The organism is Streptomyces sp. NPDC059906 (assembly GCF_042730645.1).
Taxonomy (GTDB): Bacteria; Actinomycetota; Actinomycetes; order Streptomycetales; family Streptomycetaceae; genus Streptomyces; species Streptomyces rubrogriseus.
Genome location: NZ_JBHWKU010000002.1, coordinates 500670 through 526279, shown reverse-complemented (window position 1 = coordinate 526279; position 25610 = coordinate 500670). Strand labels below are relative to the sequence as shown.

The following is a 25610-nucleotide window of genomic DNA, read 5'->3' as shown; positions in this document are numbered from 1 at the left end:
CGCAATGCATATGGCAACCCACACCCCGCCTCTGCTGCCCGCCGTGCCCCGCTAAATGCCCTCCCGCGCGCCCCCCCGCGACCACCGCAACGGGGGGGGGGGCCCGGTCGGAATCGACCGGGCCCCTCCCGCGTGCGTGGTACGTGGCGCGTGACCGGCTACGCCGTCTTCTGCTCGCCCGAGCCCCGGCCCCGTGAATCCCGGGGGATCAGCGTCGGGTTGACGTTGGAGAGGACCACGTCCGCCGTGATGACGACGCGGGCGACGTCCTTGCGGGAGGGGACCTCGTACATGACGCCCTGGAGTACTTCCTCCATGATGGCGCGCAGGCCGCGGGCGCCGGTCTGGCGGAGGATCGCCTGGTCGGCGATGGCCTCCAGGGCCTCGCGCTCGAAGTCCAGCTCCACGCCGTCGAGTTCGAAGAGGCGCTCGTACTGCTTGACGAGGGCGTTGCGCGGCTCGACCAGGATCTGGAGGAGCGCCTCGCGGTCGAGGTTGTGGACGGAGGTGATGACGGGCAGCCGGCCGATGAACTCGGGGATCATCCCGAACTTGACCAGGTCCTCCGGCATGACCTGCTCGAACTGGTCCTTGGACTCGATCTCCCGCTTGGAGCGGATCTGCGCGCCGAAGCCGATGCCCTTGGCGCCGGCCCGGCCCTCGATGATCTTCTCCAGGCCCGCGAAGGCACCGCCCACGATGAACAGCACGTTCGTCGTGTCGATCTGGATGAACTCCTGGTGCGGGTGCTTGCGGCCGCCCTGCGGCGGGACGGAGGCGGTGGTGCCCTCCAGGATCTTCAGCAGGGCCTGCTGGACGCCCTCGCCCGACACGTCGCGCGTGATGGAGGGGTTTTCACTCTTCCGCGCGACCTTGTCGATCTCGTCGATGTAGATGATCCCGGTCTCGGCCTTCTTGACGTCGTAGTCGGCGGCCTGGATCAGCTTCAGCAGGATGTTCTCGACGTCCTCGCCGACGTACCCCGCCTCGGTGAGCGCCGTGGCGTCGGCGATCGCGAACGGGACGTTCAGCATGCGGGCGAGGGTCTGGGCGAGGAGGGTCTTGCCGGAGCCCGTGGGGCCCAGCAGGAGGATGTTGGACTTCGCCAACTCGATGGCGTCCTCGCGGCCTTGGGCACCGCCGTTCTCGCCGGCCTGGACCCGCTTGTAGTGGTTGTACACCGCGACGGAGAGGGCCTTCTTGGCCGCTTCCTGGCCGACCACGTAGCTCTCGAGGAACTCGTAGATCTCGCGGGGCTTGGGAAGCTCCTCCCAGCGCACCTCGCTGGTCTCGGCCAGCTCCTCCTCGATGATCTCGTTGCAGAGGTCGATGCACTCGTCGCAGATGTACACACCGGGCCCTGCGATGAGCTTCTTGACCTGCTTCTGGCTCTTCCCGCAGAACGAGCACTTGAGCAGATCGCCGCCGTCACCGATGCGTGCCACGGTGTGCTTCCCCTTCGCCTGGGAGACTCCCTACGTCGACGTCACGTCAACGGCGGGCGGACTCCTGGTGCTGCCTTATGTCCGACGGTACCTTGCCGGGCCCCTCGTCCGGGCCCCCCTTGGCACGGTTCGCTTTGACGTGAATCGCGTCAAACCGTGCCAAGGAGCGGCAGACGATACAGCCTCCCGCCTAGCGGAGAGAGGAGTTGTCCATCTTCCGGGTGGTGATGATCTGGTCGATCAGGCCGTAGCTCAGCGCGTCCTCGGCCGTGAGGATCTTGTCGCGCTCGATGTCCTCGCGGATCTTCTCGACCGGCGTGGTGGAGTGCTTGGCCAGCATCTCCTCCAGCTGCGAGCGCATCCGGAGGATTTCGTTGGCGGCGATCTCCAGGTCGGAGACCTGGCCGCGGCCGGTCTCGCTGTACGGCTGGTGGATCAGGACGCGGGCGTTCGGCAGCGCCATGCGCTTGCCCGGCGTACCGGCGGCCAGCAGGACGGCGGCGGCGGAGGCGGCCTGGCCCATGCAGACCGTCTGGATGTCCGGCTTCACGTACTGCATCGTGTCGTAGATGGCCGTGAGCGCGGTGAAGGAGCCGCCGGGGCTGTTGATGTAGACCGAGATGTCCCGGTCGGGGTCCATCGACTCCAGGCACAGCAGCTGCGCCATGACGTCGTTGGCGGAGGCGTCGTCGATCTGGACCCCGAGGAAGATCACCCGCTCTTCGAAGAGCTTCGCGTACGGGTCGTACTCGCGCACGCCCTGCGAGGTGCGCTCGACGAAGCGCGGGATGACGTAGCGGGACTCGGCCTGGGGGCCGGTGTAGCGGCCCTGGGAGGCGGCGCGCATGTCCTGTGTGGCGTTCATGCGGTCGTACAGGCCGCTGCCGGGGAAGTCGTTCACAGTGTCTCCTGTAAAGGGGCTGAGGCGGTCGGCTCGGGGCGGAGGATGGCTCAGGCGCCCGTGCCGCCGCCGCCCGGCATGCCGGCGGCCGTGGCGATGACGTCGTCGATGAGGCCGTACTCCTTGGCCTCGAACGCGTCGAACCAGCGGTCGCGGTCCGAGTCGCGGGTGATCTGCTCGATCGTCTGGCCGGTGTGCTGGGAGGTCAGCTCGGCCATGCGCCGCTTGGTGTGCAGCAGCCGCTCGGCGTGGATCTTGATGTCCGAGGCCGAACCGGCCAGGCCGGCGGAGGGCTGGTGGATCAGGATCTCGGCGTTCGGCAGCGCGAAGCGCTTGCCGGGGGTGCCCGCGCTGAGCAGGAACTGTCCCATGGAGGCCGCGAGACCCATCGCGATCGTCACCACGTCGTTCTTGATGTACTGCATGGTGTCGTAGATCGCCATGCCGGCCGTGATCGAACCGCCCGGGCTGTTGATGTACAGGAAGATGTCCTTGTCCGGGTCGGACGCGAGGAGCAGCAGCTGTGCGGTGATCTTGTTCGCAATGTCGTCGTCGACCGGCTGGCCGAGGAAGATGATCCGCTCGCCGAGCAGTCGGTTGTAGACCTGGTCGCCGAGGCCGCCACCGATGGAGGGCTCGCCGGCGGCTGAGGGCATCAGATTCGTCACGTATCCACCTGCTCGTCTTACGACGGCGCCGGGCCGTCTCACGTTTCCCTGCGGGGCTGGAGCCGCTTTCCGGGACTCCCCTGCCCTCGTATTCATGGACCCTAACGCGGTGACCCTCCGGTGCCATCCCGGTTCTGCGGGTGTTCGCCTCGGGCGTAGCGCCGTGACGGTGCCTGTTCATTGCCGGGTGCGGGTCCGTGGGTGGCTGGTCGCGCAGTTCCCCGCGCCCCTTGCGGCGCTGTCCAGCCGTATGCGGAACGGGCCCCGGCACTGATGTGTCCGGGGCCCGTTCTGCGTCCGTCTGGGGAGACGCGAGGGGATCAGCCCTCGGTCTTCTCCTCGGCCTTGTCGTCGGCCTTCTCGGCGTCGGCGGCCTCGGTGGCGTCGGCCTCGGCGGCCTCCGTCTCCTCGTCCTCCTCGTCCTCCAGGTCGACGATCTCGCCGTTGGTGTCCTTGACCGTGGCCTTCTCGACCACGGCGGCCAGGGCCTTGCCGCGGGCGACCTCACCGACGAGGAGCGGGACCTGGCCCTGCTCGACGACGGCCTGGGCGAACTGGTCGGGGGACATGCCGGAGGAGGCGGCACGGCGCATGAGGTGCTCGGTCAGCTCTTCCTGGCTGACGTTGAGGTTCTCCTGCTTGACCAGCTCGTCGAGGACGAACTGGGTCTTGATGCCCTTGACCGCGGCCTCGCGGGTCTCGGTCTCGAACTCCTCGGCGGTCTTGCCCTGCAGCTCGAGGTACTTCTCGAGGTCGAGGCCCATCTGGCCGAGCTGGTGGTGCTCGAGGTTGTGCTTGCGGGTGTTGATCTCGTCCTCGAGGAGCTTCTCGGGGACCGGGACCTCGACCAGCTCGAGCAGCTTGTCCAGGACGCGCTCCTGGGCCTGCGTGGCCTGGTCGTACTGCTTCATGTTGGCGAGGCGCTTGCGGCTGTCGGCCTGCAGCTCCTCCAGCGTGTCGAACTCCGACGCGAGCTGCGCGAAGTCGTCGTCCAGCTCGGGCAGCTCGCGCGCGGCGACCTGGGAGACCTTGACGGTGACCTCGGCCTCCTTGCCGGCCGCCGAGCCGCCCTTGAGCTCGGAGGTGAAGGTGGCCTCGCCACCGGCCTCCAGGCCCTTCACGGCCTCGTCGATGCCGTCCAGCAGCTCGCCGGAGCCGATGGTGTAGGACACACCGTCGGCGACGCCGTCCTCGAGGACCTCGCCGTCGACCTTGGCCTGCAGGTCGAGGGTGAGCACGTCGCCGTCCGCGGCGGCGCGCTCGACCGGGGAGGTGGAGGCGAAGCGCTCGCGCAGCTGCTCCACCGACTTCTCGACGTCCTCGTCGCTGACCTCGACGGCGTCGACCTCGACCTCGATGCCGGAGTAGTCCGGGATCTCGACGGAGGGGCGGATGTCGACCTCGGCGGTGAAGTTCAGCGTCTCGCCGTCCTTCAGCTCCGTGATGTCGACCTCGGGCTGGCCGAGCGGGTTCAGCTCGGCCTCGTTGACCGCGTCGGTGTAGAACTTGGGAAGCGCGTCGTTGACCGCCTCCTCCAGAACCGCACCGCGGCCGAACCGCTGGTCGATGACCCGGGCCGGGATCTTGCCCTTGCGGAAGCCCTTCACCGTGACCTGCTGGTTGATCTTCTTGTACGCCGCGTCGAGGCTGTCCTTGAGCTCCTCGAAGGGCACCTCGACAGTGAGCCGAACCCGGGTCGGGTTCAGGGTCTCCACGGCGCTCTTCACGGTTCGGTCTCCTTGGTGGCTGACTTCTTGGGTTCTGCCGGAACCAGAGAGTGTCCGGCAAATTTCGCCGCCCGGAGACTTCAGACGCTGAGACACACGGGCGTGCAGCTTGCATAGTAACGGCAGCGACTACACGGCCCAAAAGGCGATCACTGGACGATCACTCGGCGGTCGGTCGGCGGTCGGTCGATGGTCGGGGTGGCGGGATTTGAACCCACGGCCTTCCGCTCCCAAAGCGGACGCGCTACCAAGCTGCGCCACACCCCGTCTGGTGCGACACGTAGGGTACATGCCGCCGGCCACCGGGGACCGCAGAGTTTCCCGAGCGTCCGCGAAGGTCCGGCGCGGACCGGAAGGGGTGTGCGGTGAGGGGGCACGACCCGCTACGATGCGTGCAGTGCCGCGGTCACCGACCTGCGGCGCGCGCTGTGCGGGCGTAGCTCAATGGTAGAGCCCCAGTCTTCCAAACTGGCTACGCGGGTTCGATTCCCGTCGCCCGCTCCGAGAGGCCTCCGGCCCGGTCCCGCAGGGGACCGGGCCGGAGGCCTTTGTGCGGCCCGGGCCGCACGGGCGCCCGGCCGGCACGGGGGCCCGGACCTCACGGGCCCCGGAGGCGGCCGGCTAGAACTGGATCGAGTTGATGGTGTCCGCTATCGAGTCCAGGAAGCGTTGGATGTCGTCGGCCATGCCGGTCGAGGCGAGGAAGAAGCCGAAGAGGACCGCGACGACCGCCGGCCCCGCCTTGACCGACCCTCCCCGCAGCAGCACCACCAGGATGATCCCCAAGAGCAGCACCACTGACAGTGAAATGGCCACAACTGATCACACCCTCGGTCGGTCCGCACTCCCGCCCGGAGGTGTGGCACCGCAACACCCCCGCCAGAACCATCGTGCCACCAACCGGGCCCCGTCATGCGGCAGGTGACACATCGTCCGGCCGGTTCCGTGGGCGGCACGCTCCCCCGCGCACGCGGGCGCGGCCCGCCGTCGCCTCCCGCACATGATTTCGACGGTCCACTCGTACGGGAAATTCGAGCCGTTCCGTTTCCATGCCCACACAACGCGTTCGCAGGTATTTCGAATTGTCGCGGCGGACACATCGGCGGGTGCGCCGGCGGTATCACCACAGAGAGATCACAGGGAGATCACAGGATCGCCCATGAAGCCCGTAAGTGCGGTGTTCCGTCATGATGTGTCATGACAAACAGGGCGCTCCGCGTGCGGTCAGTCACGCGTCCGGGGAGGCCGAGTTCCGGAAATACGGGGTACTCGCACAGTACTCACACCGTGCCCGGGACCCGAAATACAGGAATGACGTCGGGCGTTTTACGGAATGCGACGGCGAACGCTAGGGTGCCTCAGATGTTCTACGCTGCCTCGTCCCCCACCAGAGCAGCGAGGTCCTGTGACTACTCGCCGGTTTTTCGGCGGGGGGTTGCATGACTAGCTCGCTGCGATCCGACGGCGGCCGGAAGTCGCCGTCGCCAAGCACCCGCCCGAGCCGGCAGCGCGACGCGTTCTTCGACAACGCCAAGTACCTGGCGATCGTCCTGGTCGGTGTGGGCCACGCCTGGGGTCAGATCCTGGACGGGAACCGGACCGTGGAGACCCTCTACCGGGTCCTGTACACGTTCCACATGCCGGCCTTCATCGTCATCTCCGGCTACTTCTCGCGCAGTTTCGACCTGAGCCCCAAGCGCGTCAAACGGCTGATCACCGGCGTCGTCGTCCCCTACGTCGTCTTCGAGATCGCCTACGCGCTGCACCGCCGCGTCAGCGAGGACCCGGGCAACGACATCAGCCTGCTGGACCCCACCTACCTGTTGTGGTTCCTGTGCGCGCTGTTCGTGTGGCGGCTGACCACTCCCCTCTGGCAGACACTCCGTTGGCCGCTCCCGATCGCCCTCGGCATCGCCGCGCTGGCCTCCGTGACGCCCACCGTCGGCAACGACCTGAACATGCAGCGGGTGCTGCAGTTCCTGCCGTGCTTCGTACTGGGTCTGCTGCTGCGCCCCGAGCACTTCCAGCTGGTGCGGCGCCGTGCGGTGCGGATCTGGTCCGTGCCGGTGGTCGCGGCGGCGCTGGCGATCGCCTGGTGGTCGGTGCCGCGCATGGAGACCGGCTGGTTCTACCGCAACGCCTCGGTGCAGGACACGAGCGCCCCGTGGTGGTCCGGGCCCGTCCTGACCCTCGCGCTCTTCGGCTGCTCCGTGGTGCTCACCGCGTGCTTCTTCGCCTGGGTGCCCGGCCGGCGCATGTGGTTCACCGCGCTCGGCGCCGGCACGATCTACGGCTACCTGCTGCACGGCTTCCTGGTGAAGGAGGGCGACTACACCGGCTGGTTCCAGCAGCCCTTCCTGGACCGGCCGCTCGGCGAGATCGGGCTCACCGTACTCGGCGCCGCCGTCATCACCCTGCTGTGCACCAGGCCCGTCCGGCGGGTCCTGCGGTACGTGGTCGAGCCGCGGATGGACTGGGCCTTCGGACGGGATCCCGGCGACGCCGCCCGGGGGCGTGAGAAGCGGGACCGGGCAGCCGGTACCGGGGCACGCGGGACGTCCACCGAGCCCGCCGCGTCGAACGCCGGCGGCGAGAAGGTCTCCGTCTAGAACCGGTGGGTCACCCCTGACCGAGAAGTGCGCGCATCCGCGTGTACTTCTCGGTCAGTCGTGTGCGGGTGGCCCTGTCGAGGACGGCCAGCCGCGCGGGATCGGCGTTGTGCGCCAGGTCCGCCTCCTTGACCAGCCGCGCGCCGGGGGTGGCCAGGATCCGCGCGGCGTACGCCTCGGGCGGCTCCCCCGCCCGCTTGGTGAGGGCCAGGACGATGTCCTTGGTACGGCGGCTCAGCGGCGCCTCGGCCAGCCATCCCCCGGTCAGCGCGTCGTCCTCCACGGCGTCGTGCAGCCAGGCGGCCGCGATCTGCTCGTCGTCGCCGCCGCGCCGCCGCACGCCCTCGGCGACGGCCCGCAGGTGTTCGGCGTACGGCCGGCCCGCCTTGTCGGTCTGTCCGGCGTGGGCGGCGCGGGCCGTGGCCTCGACCTCGGGCAGGGAGAGCGGCGGGGCGGGCGGTCCGGAGTCGTGGGGCATGGGCGGCATGGGCGGCATGGGCGGCATGGGCCCAGTATGCGGCGTGGGGCTCAGGCCGTGGCCGGCGCGGACTGGGCCGTCGGGCCCTCCCGGCAGATCAGCAGCAGCGCCCGGTCGTCGTTGACGTCCTTGGCCACGGCCTCGATCAGGTGCCAGGCCGCGCCGTGGAAGCCGCCCGCGACATAGCGGTCGGCCTCGCCGGTGAGGCGGTCGATGCCCTCGGCGATGTCCCGGTCGGAGGTCTCCACCAGTCCGTCCGTGAACAGCATCAGTACGTCCCCGGGCCGCAGCGAGCCCTTCACCTGGTCGAACTGCGCACCGTCGTACACGCCGAGCAGCGGTCCGTCGGCGGACTTCTCCTCCCAGCGGCCGGTGCCCGCGCTGAGCTGGAGGCCCGGCGGGTGCCCGGCGGAGTACAGCTCGTAGTCGCCGGAGTCCAGGTCCAGGACGAGGTGGATGGAGGTGGCGAAGCCCTCGTCCCAGTCCTGGCGGAGCAGATAGCCGTTGGCGGCGGGCAGGAAGGCGTGCGGGGGCAGGCTGCCCAGCAGTCCGCCGAAGGCCCCCGACAGCAGCAGGGCGCGCGAGGCGGCGTCCATGCCCTTGCCGGAGACGTCGGTGAGGACGACCTCCAGCGTCCGGCCGCCGTTCGTGCGGGCCGCGACGACGAAGTCGCCGGAGAAGGACTGGCCGCCGGCCGGGCGCAGCGCCATCTCGCGGTGCCAGCCCTTGGGCAGCTTGGGCAGCTTGCTCTGGACGCGGATGCGTTCGCGCAGGTCGAAGAGCATGGTGCCGCCGCGCCGCCAGGGCACGCCGACCCGGCTGCGGAACTGGGCGACGAGGAGCCCGAAGAAGCCGCAGGCCGCCACCACCAGGACCACGCCGGGCGTGACCCGGGAGGGGCCCTCGGTGTACGGGCCGAGCTGCACCGACTCCACGATCAGCGCGGTGGCCGCCGCGGCGTACAGACCGAGCAGGCTCGCCGGGCGCAGCAGCAGGCCGCCCGCGACGATCGGGATGACCAGCGCGGAGGGCGAGCACCACACCGAGTTGGCCATCGTGGTGGCCGCGATGACGGGGATCGTCAGCAGCAGTCCGGCGAGCGCGATCCAGTCCGAGCCGTCGCCGCGGAAGTAGTCGACGGCGGCTCGGCGCACGCCGACGCGGGCCCGGTGCCACTGCTTCTTCCACCGGGCCGCGAACGTCTCGGCCTCCGCGCGCCGCTGTCGTCCTGCTGCCATTAGTTCGGGACCCTATCCATCGGACCGGCCGCTTGGCACGGGAGGTCCCACTTGTCCCCCGTCCGGGGCCGGACTTCACAGTGAACTTCACGAACGGCTCCCGCGCCGCACCCCTGCGGAAATTGCCTCGCCCGACTCGTGCCGCCCTGGTACGCATGCCGTATGGAACGGTCCACGGGTGATGACGACGGCGGCATGACGACGACGATGCCGATGACGACGACGGAGCCGCGGGTGCTGCGGCGCGAGGAGTGGGACAGCTGGTACGGGTCGCTGGTCCGTGCCTTCGGCGGGGTTCCGGAGCCGGCCGAGGAGCTGGAGCTGTTCCGGGAGCTGACGCGGGTGGACCGGTCGATCGGCGTCTGGGAGGGCGACGGGGCGGGCGAGGCGTGCGTCGGGACGACGGGGGCGTTCGACTTCCGGATGACCGTGCCGGGCGGCGCGCGGGTGCGCGCGGCGGGCGTGACGATGGTGAGCGTCGCCGCCACGCACCGGCGCCGGGGCGTGCTGACGTCGATGATGCGGCGGCAGTTGGACGACGTACGGGCCTGGGGCGAGCCGCTGGCGGTCCTGACGGCCTCCGAGCCGGCCATCTACGGCCGGTTCGGGTACGGCGCCGCGACCTTCGGGCTCAACGCGGAGATCGACACGAGCCGGGTCCGGCTGTCGGTGCCGGCCGGCACGGATGACGTACGGCTGCGGTACGCGGCGCCCGCCGACGTGCTCGACGCGTGCGAGGCGGTGTACGCGCGGCTGGTGCCGGGGCGGCCGGGGATGCTGGCCCGGCGGCCCGGCTGGGAGCGGCTGGCGCTGCTGGATCCGGAGAGCGCGCGGGAGGGCGCCTCGCCCCTGCAGTGCGTCCTCGCCCGGCGGGGCGACGAGGTCACCGGGTTCGCGCGCTTTCGGGTGCGGCCGGCCTGGGGGCCCGAGGGGGCCGGGGGCACGGTGGTCCTCGACGACCTGGCGGGCCTCGACCCGGCGACCGAGGCGGCGTTGTGGCGTTTCCTGTACGACGTCGACCTGACCTCCCGGCTGGCGGTGCGGGGACGGCCGGTGGACGAGGCGTGGCAGTACCAGGTGTCGGACATCCGGCGGTGCCGGCCGGAGCTGCGGGACGCGTTGTACGTGCGGCTGGTGGACGTGGGCGCGGCGCTCGCGGCGCGGACCTACCAGGCGCCGGTGGACGTGGTGTTCGAGGTCGAGGACGCCTTCTGCCCCTGGAACGCGGGGCGTTGGCGGCTGAGCGGCGACGCGAAGGGCGCGTCCTGCGAGCGTACGTCCGACGGGGCGGATCTGGCGCTGTCCGTACGGGAGTTGGGCGCGGCGTATCTGGGGGGTGTGCGGCTGGGTTCGCTGGGCGCCGCCGGGCGGGTGCGCGAGCTGCGGGCCGGGGCGCTGACGGAGGCGTCGGTGGGGTTCGGCTCGGACGTGGCGCCGTGGCTGCCGCACGGGTTCTGAGTCCGGACCCTCACCGTTTCTGACAGGTGGGGCACCAGAAGAGATTGCGGGCGGCGAGGCCGGCGGTGCTGATCGGTCCGCCGCACAGGTGGCAGGGCTGGTTGGCCCGGCGGTAGACGTAGACCTCGCCGCCGTGGTCGTCGACGCGGGGCGGGCGGCCCATGGCCTCGGGGGTGTGCTCGGGGCGGACGGTGTCGATGCGGTTGTTCCGCACCCCCTCGCGCATGAGGGCGGTGAGGTCCTGCCAGATGGTGTCCCACTCGGCGGGGGTGAGGTCCTTGCCGGGGCGGTACGGGTCGATGCCGTGTCGGAAGAGGACCTCGGCGCGGTAGACGTTGCCGACGCCGGCGACGACCTTCTGGTCCATGAGCAGGGCGGCGATGGTGGTGCGGCTGCGGGAGATCCGGCGGTGGGCGGCCGCGGGGTCGGCGTCCGGGCGCAGCGGGTCGGGGCCGAGGCGGTCGTGTATCGCCCGCTTCTCGGGGTCCGTGATCAGGGCGCAGGTGGTGGGGCCGCGGAGGTCGACGTAGGTGGTGTCGCCCGCCAGGCGGAGGCGGACGGTGTCCGTGGGCGGGGGCGCGGGGGCCGGGCCGAAGGCGACCTTGCCGAAGAGGCCGAGGTGGATGTGGACCCAGGCGAGGTTCTCGGCGGCGCCCTCGGCCGCGCCCTCGGCCGGGTTCCCGGCTGCGCCGAAGCCGAGGAAGAGGTGCTTGCCGTGGGCCTCTGCGGTGGTCAGGACGGTGCCGTCGAGGAGGGCGGCGGAGTCGGCGAACCTGCCCTGCGGGCTGGTGACGCGGACTGCCGTGCGGGCGAAGGCGGCGGTGCAGTCCTGGGCCAGCCGGTGGATCGTGTGCCCCTCTGGCACGTGAGGTGTCCTTTCGCCCGGCGACCGGCCCGCGGGGCCGGTGCCGCCCCCCGGTGCTCGCGCGGTGCTCGCGCGGTGGGGGGCGGCGGGGCGGGTCGCGGGTCCGGGGGTTCTACTGCTGCGGGTGGTGGGAGGGGACCGGGGGAAGGTCGCCCGTCGTCTCGTAGGACGTGAGCATGTCGATGCGGCGGATGTGGCGTTCGTCGCCGGAGAACGGGGTGCCGAGGAAGGTCTCGACGAACTTCGTCGCCTCCTCCCGCGTGTGCATGCGGGCGCCGACCGCGACGACGTTGGCGTTGTTGTGCTGGCGGCCCAGCGACGCCGTCTCCTCGCTCCAGGCCAGCGCCGCGCGCACGCCCTTCACCTTGTTCGCCGCGATCTGCTCGCCGTTGCCGGAACCGCCGATCACGATGCCGAGGGCACCCTGGTCCGCGGCCGTGCGCTCGGCGGCGCGCAGGCAGAAGGGCGGGTAGTCGTCCTGGGCGTCGTAGATGTGCGGACCGCAGTCGACGGGCTCGTGCCCCGCCGCCGCGAGCCACTCGACGAGGTGGTTCTTGAGTTCGAAGCCCGCATGGTCCGAGCCGAGATACACGCGCATGCGTCGAGTGTGACACGCGCCCCAAGCGGTGGACGCTCCGGGTCGCGACTGGGAAAACGACTCGTGAAACTTTAAAAGCTCAGGAAAAGCTCAAGTAACGATCCGGATTCAAAGGTTCCTGAATTCGTTCGCCTCCGTTTCACTGGTCCGGCTCGTACACCGCTCGTACGGGAAAGTGCTCGACCGGCGCAAAGGAAACCCTCCCCCCATGACTTCGCAGCCGACCTTGACCAAGCCCGAGGAGGGGCCCGCGGGCCCCTCGGGACCCGGTTCCGGTCTTCAGGCCGGACTCAAGAACCGCCACCTCTCGATGATCGCCATCGGCGGCGTCATCGGGGCCGGGCTGTTCGTGGGTTCCAGTTCGGGAATCGCCACCGCGGGACCCGGCATCCTCCTCTCGTACGCCCTCGTCGGCACGCTCGTGGTGCTGGTGATGCGGATGCTCGGGGAGATGTCGGCCGCCAATCCGACCTCGGGCTCGTTCTCCGCACACGCCGACCGCGCGCTCGGCCCGTGGGCCGGGTTCTCCATCGGCTGGCTCTACTGGTTCTTCTGGGTCGTGGTGCTGGCCGTGGAGGCCACCGCCGGGGCCAAGATCCTGGAAGGGTGGATTCCCGCCGTGCCGCAGTGGGGCTGGGCGCTGATCGTGATGGTCGTGCTCACCGCCACCAACCTCGTCTCCGTCGGCTCCTACGGCGAGTTCGAGTTCTGGTTCGCCGGGATCAAGGTCGTCGCCATCGCCGCGTTCATCGTCGTCGGCGGGCTGGCCGTGTTCGGGGTGCTGCCCGGCGTCGACAGCGACCAGGCGGGGCTCGGGAACCTCACCGAGCACGGCGGGTTCCTGCCGCACGGGGCCGGGGCCGTGCTCACCGGCGTCCTGCTCGTCGTCTTCTCGTTCATGGGCAGCGAGATCCCCACGCTCGCCGCCGGTGAGTCCGAGGACCCGCAGCGGGCCGTCACCAAGGCGACCAACAGCATCATCTGGCGCATCGCCGTCTTCTACCTCGGGTCCATCTTCGTCGTGGTCGCGCTGCTGCCCTGGGACTCGCAGTCGATCGTCGACCAGGGCTCCTACGTCGCCGCGCTGGACTCGCTGGGGATCCCGAACGCCGGCGAGATCATGAACTTCATCGTGCTGACGTCCGTGCTGTCCTGTCTGAACTCCGGGCTCTACACCGCCTCCCGCATGGCCTTCTCCCTCGGTCAGCGCGGGGACGCGCCGAAGGCCTTCGCCCGGACCACCCGGCGCGGGGTGCCGCAGACGGCGATCCTGTCGTCCGTCGTCTTCGGCTTCGTCGCGGTCTTCTTCAACTACAAGTTCCCCGACACGGTCTTCCTCTTCCTGCTCAACTCCTCGGGCGCCGTGGCCCTCTTCGTCTGGCTCGCCATCTGCTTCTCGCAGCTGCGCCTGCGGAAGATCATCCAGGCCGAGGCGCCGGAGAAGCTGGTCGTGCGGATGTGGCTGTACCCGTACCTGACCTGGGCGGCCGCCGCGGTCATCGTCTTCGTGCTCGGCTACATGCTGACCGACACCGAGCACGACGGGCGCAGCACCGTGCTGCTGTCGCTGCTCGTCGCCGCGCTCGTCGTAGTCGTCGCCCTCGTCAAGCAGCGGATCACCGCGACGCGGAAGGCCGGCGCCGGGCAGGGCTGACCTCCGCGGGGCGACGAAAGAGGCTCGCCGGGGCGCTGTCGCGCTCCGGCGAGCCTCTTCTCGTGTGGGCCCGCGGCCGGTTACCGCTTGTCGACCAGCTTCCACGCGGTGGGCAGGACGCCCATCGCCAGCGCGGCCTTCAGCGCGTCGCCGATCAGGAACGGGGTGAGGCCGGCCGCGATCGCGGCGGTGAGGGACATGTCGGCGGCCAGGGCCAGGTACGGGACGCCGACGGCGTAGATGATCGCCTCGCCGAGCAGCATCGCGCCGGCCGTGCGCAGCACCGAGCGGTCGGCGCCGCGGCGGGCCAGGGCGCCCACCACCGTGGCGGCGAGCAGCATGCCGAAGACGTAGCCGAGGGAGGGGGCGGCGGTGCCGGAGCCGCCCTCGGCGAACCACGGCACGCCCGCCATGCCGACCAGGGCGTAGAGCGCGAGGGAGAGCAGGCCGCGGCGGGCGCCGAGCGAGGTGCCGACGAGCAGTGCCGCGAAGGTCTGGCCGGTCACCGGCACCGGGGAGCCGGGCACGGGCACCGCGATCTGGGCCGCGATGCCGGTGAGCACGGCACCGCCCGCCACGAGCGCGACGTCCCGGACTCGGGAGGAGGGGATGAGGTCGGCGAGGACCTGCCCGGAGCGGCGGGCGGATACGGCAGCGGTGCTCATGGGGACTCCGCGGTGGTGTGGACATGTCGGGACACCGCGACGCTATCCCAGCGTCCGGGGGCCGATCACCAGCAGCGCTCGACAAAGGCCCGCTCGTGGACTTGGTGGGCTCCCGACAAAGGCCGCGGGATACACACGTACTCGGGTGAGACCGGTCACCGAGGGGGTGAGGCGGGCGTCACCGGTAAGCGGAATCCCGCATTCGGATGATCACATTCCGTATTCGGGTCGTCCGTATCGTGGGCAGCCGCTGTCGCCGAGCGGCACGAGACCCGAGACTGTGGGCGTTTTTGCCCTGACCCAAGCCCCCCACGCATTGGACGAGCCGCTCCATGTCCAACAGCACCACCACCAAGGCGCCACGGCAGCCGGTGGACGCCTCCCTCTCCCACGGCCTCAAGCAGCGCCACCTGTCGATGATCGCCCTCGGCGGGGTGATCGGAGCCGGGCTGTTCGTCGGCTCCGGCGCCGGTATCGCCGCCGCGGGGCCCTCGATCGTCGTCGCCTACACCGCCTCCGGTCTCCTCGTGATGCTGGTGATGCGGATGCTGGGCGAGATGTCCGCCGCGTACCCCTCCTCCGGCTCCTTCTCCGCGCACGCCGAGCGGGCGATCGGCCCGTGGGCCGGTTTCACCGCGGGCTGGGCGTTCTGGGTGCTGCTGTGCACGGCCGTCGGTCTCGAGGGCATCGGCGCGGCGCAGATCGTGCACGGCTGGCTGCCGGGCACGCCCGAGTGGGCGTGGGTGGCGCTGTTCATGGTGGTGTTCTGCGGGACGAACCTGGCCGCCGTGAAGAACTTCGGCGAGTTCGAGTTCTGGTTCGCCGCGCTCAAGGTCGGCGCGATCTCGCTGTTCCTGGTGCTCGGCGTGCTGGCGATCTGCGGGGTCCTGCCGGGCACCGACTCCCCCGGCACCTCCCACCTGGACGACTTCCTGCCCCACGGCGGCAACGGCCTGATCATCGGCCTGCTCGCCTCGGTGTTCGCCTACGGCGGTCTGGAGACCGTGACCATCGCGGCGGCCGAGTCGGAGAACCCGGTCAGGGGCGTGGCGAGCGCCGTGCGGACGGCGATGTGGCGCATCGCGCTGTTCTACATCGGCTCGATGGCGGTCATCGTGACCCTGGTCCCGTGGGACTCCCCCGAGGTCGTCGAGAAGGGCCCGTACGTGGCGGCCCTCGACGAGCTGGGCATCCCGGGCGCGGGGCAGCTCATGAACATCGTGGTGCTGGTGGCGCTGCTGAGCGCGATGAACGCCAACATCTACGGGGCCTCGCGCATCGGCTACTCGCTGGTCGAGCGGGGTCAGGGACCGAGGGTCCTGGGCCGGGTGTCGGGCGGGGTGCCGCGGGTCGCGGTGCTGGTCTCCTCCCTCTTCGGCTTCGGCTGCGTGCTGCTCAGCTACTGGCGGCCGGACGACGTCTTCTCCTGGCTGCTGAACATGATCGGCGCGGTCATCCTGGTCGTCTGGATCTTCATCGCCGCCGCGCAGCTGCGGCTGCGCCGCCGCCTGGAGCGGGAGGCGCCCGAGAAGCTGGTCGTGCGCATGTGGGCCTTCCCGTGGCTGACCTGGGTGGCGCTGGCGGGCATGGCCGCGGTGTTCGTCCTGATGGCCCGCGAGCCGGACACGCGGGTGCAGCTGTACTCGACGGGCGGGATGACGCTGGTCCTGGCGGCGGTCGGCTACGCCCGGCAGCGGCGGGGCGCGGCTCGCGGATAGGGACCCGTCCGGCACATCTCTCCAGGGCCCCCGCACGAAGGCGTGCGGGGGCCCTTTCGCGCGCGCCGGTCCGCCCCTCCACCCCTCCCGAGGCTCTTGCTGCTAGCGTGCACTTGCAAGGCTTTTGCAATAAGAGGTCGGAGGGGATCCGCCATGTCCGTCTACACGCTTCCTGAACTGCCGTACGACTACTCCGCGCTGGCTCCCGTGATCAGTCCCGAGATCATCGAGCTGCACCACGACAAGCACCACGCCGCCTACGTCAAGGGCGCCAACGACACGCTGGAGCAGCTCGCCGAGGCGCGGGACAAGGAGACGTGGGGCTCGATCAACGGCCTGGAGAAGAACCTGGCCTTCCACCTCTCCGGCCACATCCTGCACTCGATCTACTGGCACAACATGACCGGTGACGGCGGCGGCGAGCCCCTGGACCAGGACGGCGTGGGCGAGCTGGCCGGCGCGATCGCCGAGTCCTTCGGCTCCTTCGCCGGATTCAAGGCGCAGCTCACCAAGGCCGCCGCGACCACCCAGGGCTCGGGCTGGGGCGTCCTTGCCTACGAGCCGCTGAGCGGCCGTCTGATCGTCGAGCAGATCTACGACCACCAGGGCAACGTCGGCCAGGGTTCCACCCCGATCCTGGTCTTCGACGCCTGGGAGCACGCCTTCTACCTGCAGTACAAGAACCAGAAGGTCGACTTCATCGACGCCATGTGGGCCGTCGTCAACTGGCAGGACGTGGCCAGGCGCTTCGAGGCCGCCAAGTCCCGCACCAACACGCTGCTGCTGGCGCCCTGAGCCCCTTGAGTCGTCCTGCCTCGTGATCGTCTTCTCAACCTTCACCGGGCAGGCGGAATGAGGAAGGCCCCCGCGAGGACATGACTCGCGGGGGCCTTCTGTCCTGCCCGGCGGTGCCCTCCCCCTCGCCGGACGCGCTCTCCGTCTCGCCCGTCGGTCGCCGTCTGGGCAGGGCGGTGGCGATCGGGGGCGCCATCATGGGCGCCAAGGAGCCGCTACTCACTGATCGTGGAGCCGGCGGGCGCGAGACCGTGCGGCTGGCGCGGCAGTCCACGTTCACCGGGACACCGGGTCAGAGGTTGGTCAACGACCCGGGACTCAAAATCCGGGGTTTGCAGAACGGGCGCCACTGGCTGTGGTGCTGCGATTGCGTCCTGTCCCACGCCCCGGCCCGGGACACGGGTCTGGGGCGGTTGACTGCGCCCCGCGTCGCCACAACTCCCACGCACGCGCGCGGATGTTGCGGGAGCTGTTCCGGTCGGCGTGATCAACGGATATCAGGATCAGAGGTTGCTGAAGTCCGGGCCCTTGGTGCGGGTCCGCTTGATCTCGTAGAAGCCCGGTACGGAGGCCACGGCGAGGGTGCCGTCCCAGAGCTTGGCGGCGTCCTCGCCCTTGGGGGCGGGGGTGACGACCGGGCCGAAGAAGGCGAGCTGCCCGCCGTCGGCGCCGGGCACCGCGATGACCGGGGTGCCGACCTCCTGGCCGACCTTGTCGATGCCCTCCTTGTGGGAGGCGCGCAGCTGCGGCTCGTAGGGGGTGGCGTCCCAGTGGTCCATGAGGGACTCGGGCAGGCCGACGTCCTTCAGGGCCGCGGCGACCGTCTCCCGGCCCGGGCCCTCCTCCTGGTTGTGGATGCGGGTGCCCAGCGCCGTGTAGAGGTCGCCGAGCACACCGGCGCCGTGCTCCTCCTGGGCGGCGATGACGACCCGGACCGGACCCCAGGCCTTGACCTCCAGCATCTCGCGGTACTCGGCCGGCAGCTCGTCGAGCTTGTCCTCGTTGAGGACGGCCAGGCTCATCAGGTGCCAGCGGACCTCGATGTCCCTGACCTTCTCCACCTCCAGGACCCAGCGGGAGGTCATCCAGGCCCAGGGGCACAGGGGGTCGAACCAGAAGTCGACGGGCGTCTTCTCCGACATGTCTCTCCTCATGAGGCGGCGCGAACGGGTACTCAACGCGGCAACCGAACGACCGGCCCGCCCATTCCCGGCTGCCGCGCGTCAGGGGCGCATGGCAGGATCGGTGCTGTCCGCATACTGAACACCATCCGAGGGAGTGCCGCCCGTGCCCGGTGAGAATCTGTCCCGCGACGAGGCCCGGGAGCGGGCCGCCCTGCTGTCCGTCGACGGGTACGAGGTGTCCCTCGACGTGCGCTCGGCCGTCGGTGACGCGCAGGGCGGGGGGCCGCGCACGTTCCGGTCCGTCACCACGCTCCGCTTCCGCTGCAACGAACCCGGCGCGAGCAGCTTCGCCGACCTGGTCGCGCCGAGCGTCACCGCCGTGTCCCTCAACGGCCGCGACCTCGACCCGAGCGAGGTCTTCGACGGCTCCCGGATCGCCCTGGAGGACCTGGCCGCCGACAACGAGCTGGTGGTCGACGCCCAGTGCGCGTACTCCCGTACCGGCGAGGGTCTGCACCGCTTCGTCGACCCGGAGGACGGCGAGGTGTACCTGTACACCCAGTACGAGCCGGCCGACTCCCGCCGGGTCTTCGCGGGCTTCGAGCAGCCGGACCTGAAGGCGCCCTTCCGCTTCGAGGTGCGGGCGCCGCAGGAGTGGACGGTGTGGAGCAATGGCGCGGGTGAGCGGGCCGACGGTGTGTGGCGGTTCGCGGAGACGAAGCCGATCTCGACGTACATCACGTGTGTGGTGGCGGGTCCGTACCACTACGTGACGGACTCCTACGAGCGGACCCTCGATGACGGCACCCGGCTGGAGATCCCGCTCGGCGCCCTGTGCCGCAAGGGGCTCGCGCCGCACTTCGACGCGGACGACGTCTTCCTGATCACCAAGCAGGGGCTGGACTTCTTCCACGACCACTTCGACTACCCGTACCCCTTCGGGAAGTACGACCAGGCCTTCGTGCCCGAGTACAACCTGGGCGCGATGGAGAACCCGGGGATGGTGACCTTCCGGGAGGAGTACATCTTCCGCGGGAAGGTGACGCGGGCGTCGTACGAGGGCCGCGCCAACACGATCCTGCACGAGATGGCGCACATGTGGTTCGGCGACCTGGTCACCATGGAGTGGTGGGACGACCTGTGGCTGAAGGAGTCCTTCGCCGACTTCATGGGCGCGTTCGCGAACGTCGGCGCGACCCGCTTCAAGGACGCCTGGATCACCTTCGCCAACCGCCGCAAGGCCTGGGCGTACCGCGCCGACCAGCTGCCCTCCACGCACCCGATCACGGCCGACATCCGTGACCTGGAGGACGCCAAGCTCAACTTCGACGGCATCACCTACGCCAAGGGCGCCTCCGTGCTCAAGCAGCTGGTGGCGTACGTCGGGCAGGACGCCTTCATGGAGGGCGCCAGGCGCTACTTCAAGCGGCACGCGTACGGCAACACGCGGCTGGGCGATCTGCTGTCGGTCCTGGAGGAGACCAGCGGCCGGGACATGGCGGCCTGGTCGCGCTCCTGGCTCCAGACGGCCGGCGTCAACTCGCTGACCCCGCAGGTGCTGCTGGGCGGGGCGGGCACCGTCGACGAGCTGGCGGTCGTGCAGGAGGCCGCCGAGTCGCACCCGGAACTGCGCCCGCACCGCGTCGCGGTGGGCCTGTACCGGCGTACCGCCGAGGGCGCCCTTGAGCGGTACGCGCGCGCCGAGGTGGACGTCGAGGGGCCGCGCACGGTGGTGGCGGAGCTGGCCGGTGCCGAGGCGCCGGAGCTGGTCCTGGTCAACGACGACGACCTCACGTACTGCAAGACGCGGTTCGACGCGACCTCGCTGGAGACGCTGCGCGAGTACCTGGGGTCCCTGACCGACCCGCTGGCCCGTGCCCTGTGCTGGTCGGCGCTGTGGAACATGACGCGGGACGCGCTGCTGCCGGCCCGGGACTTCGCGGCGCTGGTGCTGCGGTTCGCCGGAGGCGAGTCCGACATCGGCGTCCTGCAGATGCTGCACGCCTGGACGAACTCGGCGCTGGTGCACTACGCGGCCCCCGACTGGCGGGAGACCGGCGGCCGGCTGCTCGGCGAGGGTGCGCTGCGCGAGCTGCGGGACGCGGCGCCGGGCAGTGAGCAGCAGCTGGCGTGGGCCCGGTTCTTCGCGTCGGTGGCGTCCGGCGAGGCGGAGCTGGAGCTGCTGCGCGGGCTGCTGGAGGGCACCGAGAAGATCGAGGGCCTGGACGTGGACCAGGAGCTGCGCTGGGCCTTCCTCGCGCCGCTGGCGGCCCACGGCGCCGCCGACGAGGGCGTCCTGACCGCCGAGCTGGCCCGCGACGACACGGCCTCCGGCAAGCGCCACCAGGTGCGCTGTCTGGCGGCCCGCCCCTCGGCGGCGGTGAAGGCGCAGGCCTGGGCGCAGGTCGTGGAGTCGGACGCGCTGTCGAACGCGCTGGTGGAGGCGACCATCGCCGGCTTCGCGCAGCCCTCGCAGCGGGACCTGCTCGCGCCGTACACCGAGAAGTACTTCGCGGCGATCGAGCGGGTGTGGGCCGAGCGGTCCATCCAGATCGGGATGGACGTGGTCCGGGGGCTGTTCCCGTCACTGCGGGACTCCCAGGACACCCTGGACGCGACCGACGCGTGGCTGTCGGCGCACGAGGACGCGGCCCCGGCGCTGCGCCGGCTGGTGCTGGAGGCGCGGGACGACCTGGCGCGGGCGCTGCGCGGGCAGGCCTGCGACGCGGCGGCGGGCGTTCGGTAGCGGCCCCCTCCCGTAGCGGCCCCTCCCCGCCCGGACCACCTGATCTCTGGCCAATGATCGGGCGTTCCGTCATCGTTACAGGATGCGTGCCCGGCCGGCCGTAACCCCTGGTCCCACCCGTTCGGACCAGGGGTTTCGGCATCCGAACACCCGTCCTTTAGTCCGGGCTTGTCCCGGTTCGGCGATGGGCGTGTAACAGCGGTTAGGGGGCCGATCGGGCGCGGGAAGTTGCCGGTCATGACGCACAACATCCCGCTCTCCCCCCGCCCCCGCCCGCTGCACGTCCTGGCCGACGGCCGGCGCCGGCTGATGACGGCCGCCCAGCTGCGGGCGCACGGTGTCTCCGCCGCGGAGACCAACGAGCAGTGCCGGCCCGGCGGACCCTGGCAGCAGCTCCTGCCGAACGTCGTCCTGCTGCACCCGGGGCCGCCGACCAGCGACGAGCGCCTGCACGCGGTACTGCTCTACGCGGCGCGGGACCGCACCTGCGGCACGGCACCCGGCGCGACCGCCTCGGTCCCGGTCCAGCCGGGCGGGGAGCAGCCGCCGGTACCGGCCTACGCGGAGGCGATGATCACGGGCCTGGCCGCGCTGACGCTGCACGGCTTCTCCGCCGCTCCCCCGCTGTCGGCCCTGGAGCTGATCGACGTCCTGGTTCCGCGGCTGCGCCGGCTGCGCACGACGGGGTGTGCGCGCATCGTCCGCACGGCCGCGCTGCCGACCGCCGTGGAGCTGACGGGGGTTCCGGTGGCGCCGGTGGCGCGGGCCCTGGCGGACGCGGTCGCCGAGCTGACCGACCCGGGCACGGTCCGCCGGCTGCTGACCGAGGCGGTGCGCGGCGGTCACTGCGAGCCGGCCGCGGTGGTACGGGAGCTGAACCGGGCGCGGCTGCTCAGCCGCCCGCACGTGGTGGACGCGGTGGACTCCCTGGTCGCCGAGGGGCGGGCACTGGCCGAGCAGCGGCTGTACCGGATGGTGCGCGAGCACGCCCTGCCCGAGCCGGTCTGGAACGTCGGCCTGCGCCTGCCCGGCGGCCCGCACCTGGGCGACGTGGACGCCTTCTGGCCCGAGCAGGCGGTGGCGCTGGAGCTGGACACCCGGGCGCACCGGCAGCAGGAGGACGACACCGCCCGGGCGGAGCACGCCCGCAGGCGCGAGCACCTGGAACGGCTGGGGATCACGGTCGTGCACCTCACCCCGCGCAAGCTGCGGGACTGCCCGGAGCACGAGGCGGCCGTCGTGCGGACGGCGCTGATGGCGGCCGGGGACCGGGAGCCCGCCGCGTACGTCGTGGTACTGCCCCGGTAGGGGGCGCCGGGCGGGCCGGCGGGTGACGGGGACCGGAGGCCGGGGACGGGAGGTGGGGACGGGAAACGGGATTGTCATGACCCGCCCCTTGTGTCCCCGATGGCGCATGGCGGAAGTACGCCATGGCTTCATCCCGTCCCGGACAACTCTCCCCAATCAGTGATCTCTTGAGTAAAGCTGAGCGGTCGTCCGGGATCGGATTCCGGACTGCCTCGGCCAGGGCCGGTCGGCCTTGGTCGTACCGCTCGTTCCTTCACCCCAAGGGATGCCGATGACCAACAGCCCCCAGCGCGAACCGATACCGGGCGCGAGACGCGCGGCCCGCCTGGCCCTCGCCACGGGTCTCGCCGCCGCGCTCGCCGCCGTCGGGCCGGTGCCCGTGGCCCTCGCCGCCGACGGGCCCGCGACGACCGCGCCGCCCGTCGACGCGTCCGTCAAGTCCGCCCACGACAAGCTCGGTTCCGACGACGCGGACCTGCTCGCCGAGGCGAAGGCCGACGGCGAGAAGAACGTCACGATGATGGTCGCCACCGCGCCGGGCCGGACCGAGCAGGTGGCCAAGGAGCTGGACGCGGTCTCCGGCGGCACCGTCGGCCGCACCTACGACGAGCTGGGCTACGTGCGCGCCACCGTGCCCACCGCCAAGGCGGACTCGGCCATCGCCGCCGCCGCGAAGCTCTCCTCCGTCCACGGCATCGACCTGCGCGAGGAGATCCCGCTGGACGACCCGACGCCGAGCGCGGACATGGCGAAGGGCGGCGCCTCGCACCAGGGCCGGAACCACTACCGCGGCCCGAACCGCTGGACCCCGGCGAAGAACCCGTACAACCCGTCCTTCGAGACGGGCGCCGTCGACTTCGTGAAGAAGTACCCGAGGTCGGACGGCCGCGGCGTCACCATCGGCATCCTCGACTCCGGCGTCGACCTCGGCCACCCGGCGCTGCAGAAGACCACCACCGGCGAGCGCAAGATCGTCGACTGGGTCACCGCCACCGACCCGGTCGTCGAGGGCGACCGCACCTGGCGCCCGATGACCACCTCGGTCTCCGGGCCCACCTTCACCTACGGCGGGCAGACCTGGACGGCGCCCGCGGGCGCGTACCGGGTCAGCACCTTCCTGGAGTCGTACACCACCGGCGGTGACGCCGCGGGCGACGCCAACCGGGACGGCGACACCACGGACTCCTGGGGCGTCCTGTACGACGCGAAGACCGGCACGGTCCGCGTCGACCTGAACGACAACCACGACTTCTCCGACGACACCCCGATGAAGCCCTACAAGGACGGCTTCCAGGTCGGCTACTTCGGCACCGACGACCCGAAGACGGACGTGGCCGAGCGCCAGCCCTTCGTGGTCGAGATCCGCAAGGACGTCGTCTACAACTCCGCGGGCACCAAGGCGGACTTCGTCAACATCGGCGTCATCGAGTCCGAGCACGGCACGCACGTGGCCGGACTCGCCGCCGCCAACGGCCTGTTCGGCGGCCGGATGGACGGTGCCGCCCCCGGCGCGCAGATCGTCTCCTCGCGCGCGTGCACCTGGAGCGGCGGCTGCACCAACGTCGCGCTCACCGAGGGCATGATCGACCTCGTCGTCAACCGCGGCGTCGACATCGTCAACATGTCGATCGGCGGACTGCCCGCCCTCAACGACGGCAACAACGCCCGCGCCGAGCTGTACACCCGGCTCATCGACACCTACGGCGTCCAGCTCGTCATCTCCGCGGGCAACTCCGGCCCCGGCGCCAACACCATCGGCGACCCCGGCCTCGCCGACAAGGTGATCTCGGTCGGCGCCTCCATCTCCCGCGAGACCTGGGCCGCCAACTACGGCTCCCAGGTGAGGACCAAGTACCAGATGATGCCGTTCTCCTCGCGCGGTCCGCGTGAGGACGGCGGCTTCACGCCGACGCTGACCGCGCCCGGCGCCGCGGTCAACTCCATCCAGACCTGGATGCCGGGCGCCCCGGTCCCCGAGGCGGGCTACGACCTCCCGGCCGGCTACGGCATGCTCCAGGGCACCTCGATGGCGTCCCCGCAGGCCGCGGGCGCCTCGGCGCTGCTCCTTTCGGCGGCGAAGCAGGCCCGCATCGACCTCACCCCGGCGAAGCTGCGCACGGCGCTGACCTCCACCGCCGACCACATCAGGGGCGTGCAGGCGTACGAGGAGGGCGCGGGTCTGATCGACGTCCCCGACGCCTGGAAGTCGATCCGGCGCGGCGCGAACGCCCACGAGTACACGGTCAAGGCGCCGGTCGACACCGCGATCGACCAGTTCCTCGAGACGCCGGGCTACGGCACCGGCCTCTACGACCGCGAGGGCGGCCTGAAGGCCGGGCAGAAGAAGACGTACGAGATCACGCTCACCCGCACCACCGGCGCCGACCGGCCGGTCCGGCACGAGCTGGACTTCGAGAACAACGCGGGCCACACCTTCCGGATCGTCGGCCGGGACACGGTGTACCTGCCGCTGAACGAGCCGGTCACCGTCAAGGTCGAGGCGCGCCCCGGCTCCGCCGGTCTCAAGAGCGCGATCCTGGAGGTCGACGACCCGCGCACCCGGGGCGTCGACAAGCAGGTCCTGACCACGGTCGTCGTCTCCGCCCCGCTGAAGTACGACTTCTCCGCGAAGAACTCGGTGCAGCGCAACGACACCACGTCGTACTTCGTGACCGTCCCCGAGGGCGCGAAGGCGCTGGAGGTGGCGATCGGCGGGCTCAAGGGCGAGAGCCAGACCCGGTTCATCTCCATCCACCCGTACGGCGTCCCGTCCGACAACACCTCGACGCCGTACTGCTACAACAACTACCTCGACGGCAACGGCTGCCGCCCCGACGTGCGTGCGTACGCGGACCCGCAGCCGGGTGTCTGGGAGGTCGAGGTCGAGGCCCGGCGCACGTCGCCGCTGCTCGACAACCCCTACGAGCTGGACGTCACCGTGCTCGGCGCGGACTTCGACCCGGAGGTCGTGACCGTGCCCGAGGCCAAGGCCGGTACCCCGGCCGACGCCTCCTGGACGGTGACCAACAAGTACGCCGCGCTGGAGGGCAAGCTGGTCGGCGGCCCGCTCGGCTCCTCCGAGACCTCCCGGCCGACGATCAAGCAGGGTGAGACGGCCACCTCCACGATCGAGGTGCCCGAGGGCGCCCAGTCGCTGGACGTCGCCATCGGGGGCGTCTCCGACGCGGCCGCCGACCTGGACCTGACGGTCTACGGCGAGGACGGCGCCGTCGTCGCCCAGTCCGCCGACGGCGACTCGGAGGAGTCGGTCTCCGTCGCGAAGCCGGCCGCCGGCACGTACACCGTCGAGGTCGCGGGCTACTCGGTGCCGTCGGGCAGCACGGAGTACGACTACCGGGACGTGTACTTCGCCGCCACGCTCGGCTCGGTGACGGTGGACGACTCGGCGAAGGTGAAGCTCGGCACGGGCGACTCGGCGACGGTGAAGGGCAGTGTCACGGCCCTGGCCGCCGCGCCCGAGGGCCGCGAGTTCTTCGGCCGCGTCCAGCTGGTCAACACCCACGGCACGGTCGCGGGCCTGGGCAGCGTACGGATCGGGAAGGTCGTGCCGTAGTCCGGTGCGGTACGCAGGAGGGGGCGGGCGCGCCTTTGC

19 protein-coding genes and 2 tRNA genes are annotated in these 25610 nt (G+C 70.9%); 9 read left to right on the top strand and 12 right to left on the bottom strand.

What is annotated here, in order from left to right; genetic code table 11:
* Positions 1 to 158 precede the first annotated feature (158 nt).
* The 5 genes from clpX to ACFV9J_RS05325 all read right to left on the bottom strand — a co-directional run bounded on the left by clpX (position 159) and on the right by ACFV9J_RS05325 (position 5008).
* The gene (gene clpX / locus ACFV9J_RS05345) at positions 159 to 1445 is read right to left on the bottom strand and encodes an ATP-dependent Clp protease ATP-binding subunit ClpX (protein WP_007449827.1); all 1287 of its coding nucleotides are present in this window, start codon (positions 1443 to 1445) and stop codon (positions 159 to 161) included.
* A gap of 190 nt (positions 1446 to 1635) precedes the next feature.
* The gene (locus ACFV9J_RS05340) at positions 1636 to 2346 is read right to left on the bottom strand and encodes an ATP-dependent Clp protease proteolytic subunit (protein WP_385350073.1); all 711 of its coding nucleotides are present in this window, start codon (positions 2344 to 2346) and stop codon (positions 1636 to 1638) included.
* A gap of 50 nt (positions 2347 to 2396) precedes the next feature.
* A complete protein-coding gene (locus ACFV9J_RS05335) occupies positions 2397 to 3002 on the bottom strand; it encodes an ATP-dependent Clp protease proteolytic subunit (protein WP_030186848.1) in 606 nt (201 codons plus the stop codon).
* A gap of 332 nt (positions 3003 to 3334) precedes the next feature.
* On the bottom strand, positions 3335 to 4741 hold the full coding sequence (gene tig, locus ACFV9J_RS05330) for a trigger factor (protein WP_385350070.1): 1407 nt from the start codon (positions 4739 to 4741) through the stop codon (positions 3335 to 3337).
* A 190-nt stretch (positions 4742 to 4931) separates the two neighbouring features.
* A tRNA-Pro gene (locus ACFV9J_RS05325) sits at positions 4932 to 5008 on the bottom strand.
* Positions 5009 to 5171: 163 nt separating this feature from the next.
* Here ACFV9J_RS05325 and ACFV9J_RS05320 point away from each other — a divergent pair.
* Positions 5172 to 5242 (top strand) — tRNA-Gly (locus ACFV9J_RS05320).
* Between the two features lie 120 nt (positions 5243 to 5362).
* Here the strand turns inward: ACFV9J_RS05320 and ACFV9J_RS05315 are convergent.
* Complete coding sequence (locus ACFV9J_RS05315; RefSeq protein ID WP_115742116.1) at positions 5363 to 5557, bottom strand: hypothetical protein; 195 nt, start codon at positions 5555 to 5557, stop codon at positions 5363 to 5365.
* A gap of 623 nt (positions 5558 to 6180) precedes the next feature.
* Between ACFV9J_RS05315 and ACFV9J_RS05310 the strand changes: the two genes are divergently transcribed.
* Complete coding sequence (locus ACFV9J_RS05310; RefSeq protein WP_385350067.1) at positions 6181 to 7350, top strand: acyltransferase family protein; 1170 nt, start codon at positions 6181 to 6183, stop codon at positions 7348 to 7350.
* 10 nt (positions 7351 to 7360) lie between these two features.
* Here the strand turns inward: ACFV9J_RS05310 and ACFV9J_RS05305 are convergent, their stop codons facing one another.
* A complete protein-coding gene (locus tag ACFV9J_RS05305; RefSeq protein WP_385350065.1) occupies positions 7361 to 7855 on the bottom strand; it encodes an HD domain-containing protein in 495 nt (164 codons plus the stop codon).
* Between the two features lie 23 nt (positions 7856 to 7878).
* Entirely contained in the window at positions 7879 to 9066 is a 1188-nt protein-coding gene (locus tag ACFV9J_RS05300) for a PP2C family protein-serine/threonine phosphatase (protein ID WP_385350062.1), read from the bottom strand.
* A 195-nt stretch (positions 9067 to 9261) separates the two neighbouring features.
* Here ACFV9J_RS05300 and ACFV9J_RS05295 point away from each other — a divergent pair, with 195 nt between their 5' ends.
* Positions 9262 to 10524: a GNAT family N-acetyltransferase gene (locus ACFV9J_RS05295; protein ID WP_385350135.1), complete on the top strand. Its 1263-nt coding sequence runs from the start codon at positions 9262 to 9264 to the stop codon at positions 10522 to 10524.
* A gap of 10 nt (positions 10525 to 10534) precedes the next feature.
* Here ACFV9J_RS05295 and ACFV9J_RS05290 read toward each other — a convergent pair whose 3' ends face one another.
* On the bottom strand, positions 10535 to 11389 hold the full coding sequence (locus ACFV9J_RS05290; protein ID WP_385350059.1) for an Fpg/Nei family DNA glycosylase: 855 nt from the start codon (positions 11387 to 11389) through the stop codon (positions 10535 to 10537).
* 112 nt (positions 11390 to 11501) lie between these two features.
* On the bottom strand, positions 11502 to 11987 hold the full coding sequence (locus tag ACFV9J_RS05285; RefSeq protein ID WP_030869907.1) for a ribose-5-phosphate isomerase: 486 nt from the start codon (positions 11985 to 11987) through the stop codon (positions 11502 to 11504).
* A 208-nt stretch (positions 11988 to 12195) separates the two neighbouring features.
* Between ACFV9J_RS05285 and ACFV9J_RS05280 the strand changes: the two genes are divergently transcribed.
* Complete coding sequence (locus tag ACFV9J_RS05280; RefSeq protein ID WP_385350054.1) at positions 12196 to 13641, top strand: amino acid permease; 1446 nt, start codon at positions 12196 to 12198, stop codon at positions 13639 to 13641.
* 80 nt (positions 13642 to 13721) lie between these two features.
* On the opposite strand, the gene ACFV9J_RS05275 is transcribed toward ACFV9J_RS05280, so the two are convergent.
* Positions 13722 to 14306 (bottom strand): biotin transporter BioY, encoded by a 585-nt coding sequence (locus ACFV9J_RS05275; RefSeq protein WP_385350051.1) that lies wholly within the window; start codon positions 14304 to 14306, stop codon positions 13722 to 13724.
* Between the two features lie 332 nt (positions 14307 to 14638).
* Here ACFV9J_RS05275 and ACFV9J_RS05270 point away from each other — a divergent pair, with 332 nt between their 5' ends.
* Complete coding sequence (locus ACFV9J_RS05270; protein WP_385350050.1) at positions 14639 to 16024, top strand: amino acid permease; 1386 nt, start codon at positions 14639 to 14641, stop codon at positions 16022 to 16024.
* A gap of 153 nt (positions 16025 to 16177) precedes the next feature.
* Positions 16178 to 16819: a superoxide dismutase gene (locus ACFV9J_RS05265; RefSeq protein WP_385350047.1), complete on the top strand. Its 642-nt coding sequence runs from the start codon at positions 16178 to 16180 to the stop codon at positions 16817 to 16819.
* A gap of 503 nt (positions 16820 to 17322) precedes the next feature.
* Here ACFV9J_RS05265 and ACFV9J_RS05260 read toward each other — a convergent pair.
* Positions 17323 to 17961, bottom strand: a complete 639-nt coding sequence (locus tag ACFV9J_RS05260; protein ID WP_385350044.1) for a DsbA family protein — start codon at positions 17959 to 17961, stop codon at positions 17323 to 17325.
* A gap of 145 nt (positions 17962 to 18106) precedes the next feature.
* Between ACFV9J_RS05260 and pepN the strand changes: the two genes are divergently transcribed.
* From pepN to ACFV9J_RS05245, 3 genes are all read left to right on the top strand, one after another.
* Positions 18107 to 20689 (top strand): aminopeptidase N, encoded by a 2583-nt coding sequence (gene pepN, locus ACFV9J_RS05255; RefSeq protein WP_385350041.1) that lies wholly within the window; start codon positions 18107 to 18109, stop codon positions 20687 to 20689.
* A gap of 237 nt (positions 20690 to 20926) precedes the next feature.
* Entirely contained in the window at positions 20927 to 21997 is a 1071-nt protein-coding gene (locus tag ACFV9J_RS05250) for a hypothetical protein (protein WP_385350038.1), read from the top strand.
* A 271-nt stretch (positions 21998 to 22268) separates the two neighbouring features.
* Positions 22269 to 25571: a S8 family serine peptidase gene (locus ACFV9J_RS05245; protein WP_385350036.1), complete on the top strand. Its 3303-nt coding sequence runs from the start codon at positions 22269 to 22271 to the stop codon at positions 25569 to 25571.
* Positions 25572 to 25610: the final 39 nt, after the last annotated feature.